At 36.4% G+C, this 12541-nt stretch carries 11 protein-coding genes; 5 read left to right on the top strand and 6 right to left on the bottom strand.

Translation table 11 applies throughout. The annotated features are described in order from the left end of the window. From ACWPWS_RS07880 to ACWPWS_RS07865, 4 genes are all read right to left on the bottom strand, one after another. Window positions 1–963 carry a bifunctional helix-turn-helix transcriptional regulator/GNAT family N-acetyltransferase gene (locus ACWPWS_RS07880; RefSeq protein WP_454046151.1) on the bottom strand — a complete coding sequence of 321 codons (963 nt, stop codon included), beginning with the start codon at window positions 961–963 and terminating at the stop codon, window positions 1–3. A 16-nt stretch (window positions 964–979) separates the two neighbouring features. Continuing rightward, window positions 980–1798 carry a 3-methyl-2-oxobutanoate hydroxymethyltransferase gene (gene panB, locus ACWPWS_RS07875; RefSeq protein WP_454046150.1) on the bottom strand — a complete coding sequence of 273 codons (819 nt, stop codon included), beginning with the start codon at window positions 1796–1798 and terminating at the stop codon, window positions 980–982. Between the two features lie 277 nt (window positions 1799–2075). After that, on the bottom strand, window positions 2076–3845 hold the full coding sequence (locus ACWPWS_RS07870) for a flavin monoamine oxidase family protein (RefSeq protein ID WP_454046149.1): 1770 nt from the start codon (window positions 3843–3845) through the stop codon (window positions 2076–2078). A 12-nt stretch (window positions 3846–3857) separates the two neighbouring features. Further along, complete coding sequence (locus tag ACWPWS_RS07865; RefSeq protein ID WP_454046148.1) at window positions 3858–5045, bottom strand: FAD-dependent oxidoreductase; 1188 nt, start codon at window positions 5043–5045, stop codon at window positions 3858–3860. 703 nt (window positions 5046–5748) lie between these two features. Between ACWPWS_RS07865 and ACWPWS_RS07860 the strand changes: the two genes are divergently transcribed. The 4 genes from ACWPWS_RS07860 to ACWPWS_RS07845 all read left to right on the top strand — a co-directional run bounded on the left by ACWPWS_RS07860 (window position 5749) and on the right by ACWPWS_RS07845 (window position 10115). Next, window positions 5749–7455, top strand: a complete 1707-nt coding sequence (locus ACWPWS_RS07860; RefSeq protein ID WP_309511343.1) for a sensor histidine kinase — start codon at window positions 5749–5751, stop codon at window positions 7453–7455. Next, window positions 7433–8086: a response regulator gene (locus ACWPWS_RS07855; protein ID WP_454046147.1), complete on the top strand. Its 654-nt coding sequence runs from the start codon at window positions 7433–7435 to the stop codon at window positions 8084–8086. The genes ACWPWS_RS07860 and ACWPWS_RS07855 overlap by 23 nt, the downstream gene beginning before the upstream one ends. 530 nt (window positions 8087–8616) lie before the next feature. Beyond that, window positions 8617–9024 (top strand): ACT domain-containing protein, encoded by a 408-nt coding sequence (locus tag ACWPWS_RS07850; protein ID WP_454046146.1) that lies wholly within the window; start codon window positions 8617–8619, stop codon window positions 9022–9024. A gap of 140 nt (window positions 9025–9164) precedes the next feature. Beyond that, the gene (locus ACWPWS_RS07845) at window positions 9165–10115 is read left to right on the top strand and encodes an alpha/beta fold hydrolase (protein ID WP_454046145.1); all 951 of its coding nucleotides are present in this window, start codon (window positions 9165–9167) and stop codon (window positions 10113–10115) included. 72 nt (window positions 10116–10187) lie between these two features. Here the strand turns inward: ACWPWS_RS07845 and ACWPWS_RS07840 are convergent, their stop codons facing one another. After that, window positions 10188–10583 carry a VOC family protein gene (locus ACWPWS_RS07840; protein ID WP_454046144.1) on the bottom strand — a complete coding sequence of 132 codons (396 nt, stop codon included), beginning with the start codon at window positions 10581–10583 and terminating at the stop codon, window positions 10188–10190. A gap of 108 nt (window positions 10584–10691) precedes the next feature. After that, window positions 10692–11378: a Crp/Fnr family transcriptional regulator gene (locus ACWPWS_RS07835; RefSeq protein ID WP_454046143.1), complete on the bottom strand. Its 687-nt coding sequence runs from the start codon at window positions 11376–11378 to the stop codon at window positions 10692–10694. Window positions 11379–11770: 392 nt separating this feature from the next. Here ACWPWS_RS07835 and ACWPWS_RS07830 point away from each other — a divergent pair, with 392 nt between their 5' ends. Next, window positions 11771–12496: a YoaK family protein gene (locus ACWPWS_RS07830; protein ID WP_454046142.1), complete on the top strand. Its 726-nt coding sequence runs from the start codon at window positions 11771–11773 to the stop codon at window positions 12494–12496. Window positions 12497–12541: the final 45 nt, after the last annotated feature.

Here is a 12541-nt window from a genome sequence, read left to right as displayed (position 1 = left end):
TTAATTGTTTACATTTAATTCCATTTGAATATTACAGCGCTGATAAGGGGTTGACCGTCCGGATACTTTCTGGAAACCCAGTTTGTAATACAGATTAATGGCGGGTTTCAATATGGTATTGCTTTCAAGATATATTTTTGATGCTCCGGATTCTTTTGCTTTGCTGATGATAGCCTGTCCCAGCAGCCAGCCTATATTTTTTCCCTGTGCTTTGGGAGATACGGCCATTTTTGCCAGCTCAAAATCATAATCCGGATCATCCATTTTGATAAGAGCGCATACTCCGAGTGGTTCTTCATTATAAAGTGCGACAAGTATTTTTCCTCCTTTATTTAAAATGTATTCTTCAGGATTATCCAATGCTTTATAATCGGCATCTTCCATTTTAAAATAAGCGGAGATCCATTCTTCATTAAGTGCTTTGAATGCAGATTGGTATTTCGGATTATAATCAACGATTTTTACATTTTTACTTTCGCGGGCCTTTTTCTGTTCCTTTACTCTTGAAAGCAAGGATTTCTGTTCAAAAAGGTGTTCCCATTCTGCAAGTGCTTCCCAAAGATTGTGTGTAGCTTCCTCAATGATTCCATCAATAGCAAGATCTATATCCGCACATTGTACTGTTACCATTCTCTCTGCGAGTTGTTTTCCTTTCGCAGTTAAGCCTACAATATTTCTTCTCTTATCACTTGATTTAAGATTATCCTCAACCAATCCTGCCTTCAGCATTTCCTTGATAATTTTTGTTACTGAAGGTTGAGAGTGTCCAATTTGTTCGGCAATCTCAGTAATGGTTTGATTACTTTCTTCATGCAATACAAAAAATACAGGAAACCATTTTGGAGAAAAGTTTTCTACGTTATACAGCTCATAAATTTTAGAAGCATCGTCGGTCACTTTTGCTGTCAACAAACGAAGTCTGCTACCTAACGCCATTTTACCTGTTCTGTTGAATAAGTCCATATTTTAAGTTTTTTTATTAATAACTCTCAGTTTTGTTAGGAAAATTCATTGTTTTTACGTCATCTATATAATGCTGGGCAGCTTCTGTCATTATGGTATGCAGATCTGCATACCGCCTTAAAAATTTGGGTGAAAAATCTTTATTCATTCCCATTACATCTTGTATAACCAGTACCTGTCCGTCTGTACCCACACCTGCACCGATTCCTATTGTCGGGATTGATATTTGTTGAGAAATTTGAGCAGCAAGCTCAGCCGGTATTTTTTCAAGCAGTATTCCAAATACTCCTAATTCTTCCATTAATTGGCAATCTTCGATGAGTTTTTTTGTTTCACCTTCTTCTTTTCCTCTTACTGCATATGTTCCATATTTATTGATGGATTGTGGCATTAATCCTAAATGGGCCATTACCGGAATACCGGCATCAATTATTTTTTTTACATCCTCCCTGATTTCTGCTCCGCCTTCAATTTTAATAGCATCCGCACCAGTTTCCTGCATCATACGGATAGCCGCATCAAGAGATTTCAAGGGATTTCCAGATACAGTTCCAAATGGCATATCAGCGATCACCAAAGCTCTTTTTGTACCATTCACTACTGCTTTTGTATAGTAAATCATTTGATCTAAAGTAATGCTTAATGTGGTTGGATTTCCAATCATTGTATTGGATGCACTATCTCCCACAATGATTACATCAATTCCTGCTTCGTCAATTATCTTTGCAGTTGTATAATCATAAGCGGTCAAAACACTTATTTTTTCTCTTTGCTGCTTCATTTTTTTTAATTGAAGCGTGGTAATCTTTTTTTTATCTTCGTTATGAACTGACATTTTTATGTTTTTTGTTTTACACTAAGTTTCTGTACTTTATATAAATATTATAAAATAACTAATTATATAACTAGTTATGCAAATGTAATAAATTAATGATTACCATTATAAAAGTATTGAGTTAAAATTATTAATTGTATTTAAAACAATGTCATATATAGAAGATCTAACAAAAGATTGTCCGTGCAATGATTTACTGTAAATAAGGAAATAATAAAGCTCCGAAATACTCCGGAGCTTTATTGATACACATCATCTTATTACTATATATGCAAGATTACCATCCTAAATAATAATCAGGATCCAGCCAGTAGGGCCAGTCTAATTTATAATGGGTCTGAAGCATTTTTTCGGCTTCACAGAAAGCACCTTCCACCCATCCTTGTTGGTCGGAATAAGCCTCCCCGATAATATGAATTTGCTCATCTATCAGCGGTTTTCTCATATAAGGCATGACATCTTTCACGGAGAAACCTGCTTTCCATGCATGATATCCAGCGCCGTAAGGATCATCGGTCCAGTCTCTGAAATAGGTTACATAAGGCTGTGGAATGTCTATACCATGTACTTCTTTCAGCTGGTTGATCAATTCGTTGACCATAAATTCTGTGGCCTGAACATCATCAAATTTGTGTAATTCTTCCATGGATGTAGACTTGTTAGCTCTTACTTTGAACAGAACTTTGTCATCAGAAAGCGCTTTCCAGAATGTTTCTGTTTCCATATCACCGTAGCTTCCCAGCAACATTGAATTGTTGTTTTCAGGATCGGTACCGAAATAGTAGCACTGTCTCATCGGTAAGTCTGTAATGGAGTGCCCGGAATCAATTCCCAGATCTTTCCACCACGGGCGCTCGAAGCCCATCAGGATTTTAAAGGCAGGTTCCATAATGATAGAACGGATATTTTCATTCAGTTTCTGATGTCTGTTAGCATCGAAAAAGAAGTTATTCTGATCCAACAGTTCAAGAGATTTTCTTGGCATACCCAATACTATTGAATTGGCATACACTTTCCACGTTGTATTGCTTTGGATATTCAGGAAAGTAAGTTCATATTTATGAGTGGATATTAAATGATGATCTTTGGTGAAAGTAATCAGCTTATTTTCAGACCAGATGCATGCTCCTTCATATTCCATATAAGCATTGGCAATTGCATAAGCGATGCTGTCGTAGCCTTCTTCAATCGTTTTGTAGGTAGTATTGGCAGAAAAATCTCCTACCATATACGGAAATGCCTCTGCGGAATTCCAGTTGATGGTATTGGAATAATATCCTCCGGCATTCGCTAAGAATTCATATCCTTCCTGAGAAACCTGATCTTTGATTAAGTTCCAGAAACCAATATCATTTACCAGACGCTTGTCATAAGGAGAACCTGGGAAATTGTAAACCATTCTTGGTTTGATGGCATCCCAATCTCTGCTGGTCAGCTGGAAAGAGTAATCATAACCGTTAGGATCTTCAATGATTAATTCTTTATAGTTTTCTACTACCCACGGATCCGACATTAAAACATTGTAAATGATTTTATTGAATAGCTGGTCAGAGCTTAAACCTTCGTCATTTTTATTCAGAAAATAACGGGTAATCAGTTTGTTACCCTGATCTTGCTCCTCCGTCCATGCATTTTGTTTGAAACGTTCTTTTCTGATATACATGAAGAGTTCTTCCGGTTTACCCATAGGAAAGAGAACAGGAGTCATCTTATCCTTTAATACGGGTGTTCTTTTGCTCGGATCCTCTTTCAGTGGATAACCTTCTATTAATGTGGTTACAATCTCCTGAGAAGTCAGATAACGCATTCCTCCGAGTTCACCCCAGAAATTCATTCCCGGCATGATTACGGATTCAAGTCTTCCGCCTAACCTGTTACTCATGTCGAAGATCTGTACTTCATGACCTTTATACTTATTGTCTGTTACCAAGCGAAAAGCAGTATACAATCCGGAAGTTCCGGCACCGATAATGGCTACTTCTACTTTCAGATCAGGCTGCATTCCCGGATACAGCGGGGTATCTTTATTAACGTTTTTTTGATTCATGGTTCTATAATTTTAAAGTGCTACGAAATATTTATATCCTAATCGGAATGGAGTAATATCAAAATCAGTATGTCCGTCTAATGCAAGATCCGACATGATTTTACCTAAGAATGGAGTGAATTTGGCTGCCCATCCGGTGGCATATACCACAATATTTTTATGGTTGGGAACATAAGGTGGTGCAAAATCAATCAGCAGTTCTTTATTGGGAATTGTACTTAAAGCAATAAGACATGTTGAAGTATATTCCGGTTCAATACTTAGCCCGGTCATATGGCTTTGTACCCATTCAGAAGTGTAAGCCAGCTCCTGGGGATTTGGAATTAAGGTTCTGTCACTTGGTTCTTCCAAAGGTTTGATGACAAAATCCGGGGCTACGCGGATGTATTCCGGATGATCCCATTCCACGGATGGGAAACCATAAAACTGGTTGCCGTTATCTCCTGTTGCATTCTGGAATACAAACCAGGTTGGGTATTGTATCGCAGGATCGGTCTTTTTAAAATAAGCAGAAGACATATTCCAGTAAGTGGCTTCTATTTTAAAATCAAGCAGGTTGATAACGCTGTTGATATAAGGTCCGGGAATGATAGCCAGTTTTTTGGCGATATAAACTCCGTTGGGCGTGGTAAGCTCAAAAAGATCACCGTTTTGTTTGATCTCCAGCACCGGAGAATTTTCTCTAAGTTCAACGGTTTCTTCCTTTTGGCAAAGACCTAAAAGAGTTTCAATGGTTGCTTTAAAATTAATGCTGGCACCATCCGGCTGAAACAAGCCGGTATAATTATCCGGAAGGTTTTTGAAATGATATTGTTCTTCAATTTCCTTTGACGTTAACGTAGTATACGGAACCCCTAATGCTTTTAAAGCTTTTTCAGCTTCAGCAATATTTCCTTCTGTAGAATGTACTTCCGGATCACCAAACCAGAGTGTTCCTACTTTATCAAGCAATTGCGTATCCGTCTTTTTTTGCAGTTCATCCCAATAAGGCAATGCATCCAAAGCCATTTGTACCATATATTCATCCGGATAAGGAATCCGGAACTGGCGTGATACTCCTGCAGAACTGCCGAGCTGATTCACAAAAGTGTACTGTTCCAATACTAATGTTTTTGCCTGGCGCTGGCCAAGATGATAAGCCGTAGCCAGCCCTATTGCTCCTCCGCCAATGACGATTACGTCGTAGTTTTCTGTAATCATAGGTTATTTGTTTTATTTTTTATAATCGTATGAAGAGAACAGAGAACATAAAGACATCAATAGGGAGGAATGTACCACTATTACTGATCTTCAATACGCTCTGAGTTCTATCTGCTACGATAGATTAGGTATAGAGACGAATCCGCCGGTACATGTGCATATTCTGGTTTCCCATTGAATATTGTCACTATTAATAAGCATTTCAAAGTAACAAAGAAGAGGGTATACGTTTTTAGAGTGTAAATGACCAAATGTGGTATGTAGTAGAAATACTTAATGGTAAAAAAATAGAAATTCTGACCCTTCAAAATCACTGAAATGATGAGTAGCCGTCTATTGATTTTTCACACGTTATTGATTATATATTATTCGCCAGATATAATAAAACAGGCAGATGCAGAATATTTTAGAGCACCCCAACTTTTGCAATTGATCTAAAAAAATAGATTTACGCAGATAAAACTGAGTATTTATATGGCGTTTTGATAGAGAAAAAAATTAAATTCTGTGAGTTTTATCAAATATTCATTATTATAAGAAGACAAAAATTACTTTAACTTTGCCAATTGGATGATATACAGCTATTATGAAATTGTTGAAAATAATGGTATATTGTTGAAGGCTAATATCTAATGGACTTATGTAGTCAGGAAATTAATTTAAATGATAAACAAATATGAAATATAAATTCTTAAATTTTAAATTGAGAAAACTTGTTCATTACTCATTGATCTTTTGTATTTTACTGATACAGGTCATTATCGCCATATTTTTTTATAACGAATTTGTTAACGGGAAAAAGCTGAAATTTATTAAAGATCAGCTGGAGGAAAGCCGTGCATTGGGAGGATTAACAGATAATTCGAGGAAAGATTTTCTGGATGCCCAGGAACATCTTCAGAAATATATGGCGACTCAGGATAACGGAGAATTACAGTTATATTTCCAGTCGTTGAGAAAACTTAAAACTAATTTTGATAAAATCGGGGAATATGAAAATACAAGTCCCAGGCTGAAAAAGACATTGTCTCTTCATCGTCAGGATACAGTGAAGACTGCAAAACTGAAAACATTAATAGATTCAGTATACCAGACTTCTCTGAATCCGCCTCAAAATATTGAAGATAAACAGTATGAACCAGCCAAGTACAAAAATGATTTTGAAGATTTGAAAATTCAAACCCGTACTTACGCCGATACCATTAAAAAGAAAGGCTTTTTCGGACGTTTAAAAGACGCTGTAACAGGGAAAGTGGATGTTCAGAAAGAAAGTACGGTAATCACAATGACCAACAATAAAACGCTGGATCTTTCTCAGGTTAAATCCAAAATGGACAACACCATAAAGTCTATGGATAAGCATTATGCTGCTGAAGTAAAGAAGGTCCAGATGCTTGCCGTTCAAAATCAGAAAAATAACCTGCAGTTTTACAGCAATTTCAGTAAACTTCTGGTGTATAGCAACAGCTTAATAGAAGTGTACGAAAATGCCATCAGGGATTTTAAATCCCAACTGGAAAAAGAATACAATGAACAGAGTTCCAATAATAACAAGATCAGAAGCTATCTGGTATTGGGATTGATGATTCTGATGTTTATTGTATCCATTCTGATCATGTACTTTACAAGAGTAGCATTTATCTATGAACAAAAGCTTAATGCTGCGAATAAAGAGATTAAAAAGAACCTTAATTTTAAAAACAGGATTCTGGGAATGCTGAGCCATGATCTGAGGTCTCCGTTAAAAATTATCAATATTTTCATAGATAAGATCCACAGAACGACGGAAGATGAAACGATAAAGGATTATCTTAAATCGATCAAGTTTACCAACAGTACATTGCTTCTGCAGTCTAATCAGATCTTAGAATACACCAAAAACGAAAATGCTGAAAAAGAACTTATACCCTCAGTTTTCAATCTTAAAGATGAGATCAGTTCTATTGTAAAAGTGATTACGCCTTATCTGGAAACGAGAAATAACAGGTTTGTGGTAACAGACAGAATTCCGGAGAATCTGAATGTATTTTCGGATAACATCAGAATCAACCAGATTTTTATGAATATTCTCGGAAATGCCAACAAGTTTACAGAAAACGGACAGATTGATCTGGTGATGGCTACCGAATCTCTTGGAGAAAATAAAATTTCCCTGATCACAACGGTAGGAGATACCGGAGTAGGAATATCAGAATCGGATCTTGGTAAAATTTTTGACCCTTATTATCAGGGAATGGTGTCTGATGAGGTGGATAATCTGGGAGCAGGACTTGGACTTAATCTGGTCAAAGAAATTGTTGAACTTTTCGATGGTGATATATCAGTTGAAAGTAAACTGCACAAAGGAACGAAAGTGACATTCAGGATCAATTTAAATAGTAATAAAAATGGAAACACCAATTCAAAATAAAGAGATTATTTTCCTGCTTGCAGACGATCACAGCATTGTGCGCCAGGGAATGGAAATTGTAATCAGTGATATTGTTCCTCACGCTAAGATTTATCAGACTTCATCCTTACATCAGGTATTGGAGATCATAGAGTCAAAAGGAGTAGAAATGGCCGTTATTGATGCCCATTTCCCGGATGGAAACAGTCTTCATATTTTATCTCAGATGAAAAGTGTAAATCCAGATCTTAAAATTTTGATTTTTACAGGACTTGAAGAGGAACTGCATGGCCTTAAATTTATCAAAGCCGGTGCTAACGGCTATCTGAGTAAGCTGAGTGAAGAGGAAGAGGTAAGAGAAGCGATTACAGCCTTTATCGAGAAAGGAGAATATTTCTCTGATCTTTTAAGGGATCTATTGGTACAGTTTGTTTACAATCCGGATCTGATAAGTCCACTCAACAGTTTAACCAAAAGAGAACTTCAGATTGCAGAACTTTATGCTGAAGGATATGGAAATCTGGAAATTTCAAACAGTCTGAATATCAAACAAAATACAGTAAGCACCATCAAAAAAAATATCTTTGAAAAACTAAAGATTGAAAATATGGTTGAGCTTGTTGACCTTGTCAAAACCCATCATAAGCTATAGTGTTTTAAGGTGTTATTCACTTCTTATTGTCAGAAAATAATATTTCATCGATAAATATCTATAAGTCGATCGACATGTATCGATGGGGTTTATAGAAGATTTTATGTTGTAATGTTGTTCCTTTGTACTATGAAATTTAAGTAATGAAAAAAGCAACTGAGAAATGCTCTTCAATGAATACAATTTCATACACAAAAAACAACAAATGATGATAGCTATACAAATAATAAACGGATAGTTATAAGAACACAAATGATGAAAATTAATACACACTGATGAAATTAAAAGAAGTGTATGAATAACCTTAAACGGACTTCTTAAAAAAGCCAAATGATCAAAAAAAAACACAAACACATATAGTGAGGTTCAGTTGATAGGTTACATTACAAACAAAAAGGAGGCAGACAGTCTCCTTTTTTGTTTTTGAACGAGAAATCATTTTCTCACTTTTTAAATTGAATGTTTGAGTGTTTTTTATCAAATGATAAACAGAATGCTGCAGTCTATCCCTTAGCTTTGTATCAAAAAAGATGTCAGGAGAAAAAGACTTATCGGTTTTGATTCAGAATATGGAACCTGTATTGAATGCCGGAGAATTTGTGTTTTGTACTGTTGAAACTTTAAACGGAATACCGGATATGGAAAAGATTCTGTTTTTCTTCCGGGAACATGAAGCCATTACCATTGTGCTGGAAAGAACGATAGCCGATGAATGGAAAATGCCCTATAGTTATATTTCTTCATGGATCACGCTCAATATTCATTCCTCTCTGGAAGCCATAGGACTCACCGCAGCTTTTGCCAATGCCTTGAAAAAGGAAAATATCAGCTGCAATGTGGTTGCCGCTTATTTTCATGATCATATTTTTATAGCGAAAGAAGATGCTGAGAAAGCAATGGAAGCCCTTATTGCATTGAAAAAATCTAAAGAGTTTTAAAAACAGTTTTAAGAATTTTAACTTTCACCTTCAAAAATGTCTAATTAACTCATTAAAATGTCCTGTTGATAAAGCTTTTGAGTGTTCTGCCTGTTTTTGTGTTTTATGTTTGCACCATAATCATACAAAAATAAACTACAATGAAAACAATCAGAAAAATCTCAGCCGTAAGCTTATTATGTTTAACTCTTTTTACCGTAGTGACCGTATCCTGCACGGAAGAAAATGAGCCTCCCACGACGACACAGGAGGTACAAAACAGAAACCACCAAACTGCCAGGACCCAATTCATAACAGTTAAAGGAAATGGCATTGCATATCGTGTGCTGGGAAAAGAAGACGGCATTCCATTGGTACTGTTGCCGGGGTTAGGGGGCTCAATGGATGACTGGGATCCTGCAGTGACAGACGGACTGGCAAAAAAGTATAAAGTAATTATCTTTGACAATAAAGGAGTAGCTTCCTCAAAAGGAACAACCCCGAATACTGTTCAGGCGATGGCTGACGATGCCGTAGATTTTATTAAAGCTTTAAATTTGCCTCAGGTGAATATCATGGGATTTTCTATGGGAGGATTTGTTGCCCAGAGAATTGTGCTGACCAATCCGTCACTGATCAACAAAGTAATTTTAACAGGAACAGGTCCGCAGGGAGCAATCGGATTATCGAATCTGCCAAATATTATTGCAGGAACAGCCGGATTAAGCCCTGAAGCTTCCTATTTGAAATTTGGGTTTACAGAATCTGCTCAAAGTACAGCAGAAGGTAAAGCATCTTTCGCAAGAGTTCAGCTTCGTACCACAGACAGAGATCTTCCATTAAATGATGCAGCTTCCAACGCACAGTTTACGGCAGTTTTGAGCTGGGCTCAACCCAATGCTGATGCTCTTACGGAAATTGAAAAAATCAAAAAACGGGTATTAATTGTTCATGGTGAAAATGATCTTCCGGTATCGGTTCAGAATGCTAAAAATATGGCGCAGCATTTAGATGATGCAGAACTGGTCATATTTCCGGACTCAGGCCATGCTTCTTTTTATCAGTATCATGATGCATTTGTAGCGAAAGCCATTGAATTCCTTGGGAAATAAGGTTGACTTTAAAAATTAGAACAAAAACCTCGTTGATGAACAGCGAGGTTTTATTTTTTATTGAAGAAAGATTTAGCTGAACTTCTTTACAGCCTCTTCACTTACAGGAGTAAAAAAGTTTATCATATTTCCATCCGGATCACAGAACAGAAGTGATCGGTTTCCCCAGGGCATAGTTGTTGGCTCCTGAATAATTTCAGAAGCTATATTTTTGATTCTTTCATATTCTTCGTCTACGTTTTTAACCAGAAATTCGATAATGATTGATTTTGTTCCTGCGAAATCTGTCAGGCCCTCCGAAAACATTTTCATTGTTCGGGTACTTCCGATGGCGATGGTAATGGAGCCAGCAGAAAGTTCTGCAAAATCTTCAGTATACCATCGGGCAGATAATCCAATAGTCTGTTCATAAAATTCTACTGCTGCTTTGATGTCTTTACTGATGAGTCTTAATGAGGTAAGTTTCATAAGGAATTTTGTTTGAATTAATTTGAAACAAAGGTAACAGACACTTATGACAACAGGCTGTCAGTAGGAGACTGAGAATTTTAAATGTTCATTTTTAAGAAGATAAAATTAATAGAAATTAGCAATGTGAATCAATCGCTTAGAGTCGATGATCTGTATTTTCCTTCCTTCAGATCGGATTAATTTTTCCTGTTTAAAATCATTGATGATGCGGGCCAAAGTTTCTCTGGCAGTTCCCACCATATTGGCAAGATCCACTCGGGAAAGAGAAATAAACACTTCATCATCAGGAGCATCATTTGATGTATACTTATCGTGAAGAATCAGTAAACTGAGAGCCGCTCTTTCCCGTACCGTACGATGAGACAGAACTGCAATAAGATTTGCCATCACACTGAATTCATGACTTAAAGATTTCAGCAGCAGCCTTGAAAGAACGGATGACTGACTGAGGATATCCAGAAAATTGTCTTTAGAAATAAATGAGATAACAGAATTTTCCAGTGTTGAGGTGGTATCTCCATAAGATTCATTGCTCAGAATAGCAGAATACCCGAAAAATTCACCGGAGCTGTAAATGTAAATAATCTGTTCCCTTCCGTCATTATCAACCTTGTATTTCTTTATTTTTCCTTCATTAAGATAGTAAACGCCATTAGGCTTTGTTCCGTCAGTAAATATAGGCTCATTTTTACGGTAGTTTTTGGTTTTCATTGCTGCTGTAAGAAGATTCTTATCATATTCAGGGAGTTCATCAAAAAGATACTGATTATTAAAAATAAATTTTGAGATCATAATTTTTCTTTACAGGATGTTGAATCTACACTCAGTTTTTAACTTAAATCACATTTTAAGCCGATCTATATCACAAGCTTTTCTTCCTGAACGGATTACTTTTACAAAAGTAATAAAATTGATTCTGAATTAGGGTACAGAACATTTTGAAGCGACCTGTAAAAGCTATTTTTGCTTCATTGGCAGACTCATTGTTTATTACGAAAAAGTAGAATTTTATGGTAAAAAGGATGTAGTAAATCTATATAGAACACTGGATAAATATTTAAGCGGATATGTTTTTCACAGCTGTATGCTGACATTTCTTATTTATTTTTTTACTTATTTATCTTATCCAGCTGTTTTTAAGTTATGAAAGATAGCAGGAGATACCACCCTTACAGAAGTTTAAAATGTTCAGACATAGAGGGAGAAACAGAACTTATTTTCACAATCTCAAACTGGCTTCAGCCCTGTCATTTGTTGCCGGGATCGTGAATATTGTAGGTGTTTTATCTGTTAAGGTACTTACCACTAATATAACGGGGCATTTTGCCTTCTTTTCCGAAGAGATTCTTCTCGATCATTATAGCCAAGCCTTTACTTACTTTATCTTCATTCTATGTTTTCTGGGAGGAGCTTTCTGTTCAAGTTTTATGGTTGAATTTTCGTCCGGGCGCAGAATGTTCCGTCCGCATCTCATTCCTTTGATTACCGAAATTCTGATATTGGGTTTTGTGAGAATAGCAGATGATAAGACACTCGGAATCTCAATATCTCCTTATACTATTGCGGGACTTTTGCTTTTTGCCATGGGCGTTCAGAATTCATTGGTGACAAGAGTGTCCCAGTCTGTAGTGAGAACCACTCATCTTACGGGATTGTTTACCGATCTGGGAATAGAACTTTCAAAACTGTTTTTTAAGGAACGGGAAAATGAACAGCGTCAGCTTAAAAAGAATATCACCCTGAAAGTGGTCATTATTGCCTGCTTTTTTTCGGGATGTATGATGGGTGGTTTTGTCTATAGCATGATCTGTTTAAAAACACTGATTGCAACTGCAGGATTGCTGTTTTGTGTGGTCAGGTATGATAAACTTCTGTACAGGTATTACGCTTTAAAAAGGAAATTAAGATAGAACAGAGAATAAAAAAAGGATATTCCGTAGTGGGAATATCCTTTT

This window comes from Chryseobacterium sp. Marseille-Q8038, assembly GCF_965111995.1.
This window is presented reverse-complemented; position numbering and strand designations above follow the sequence as displayed.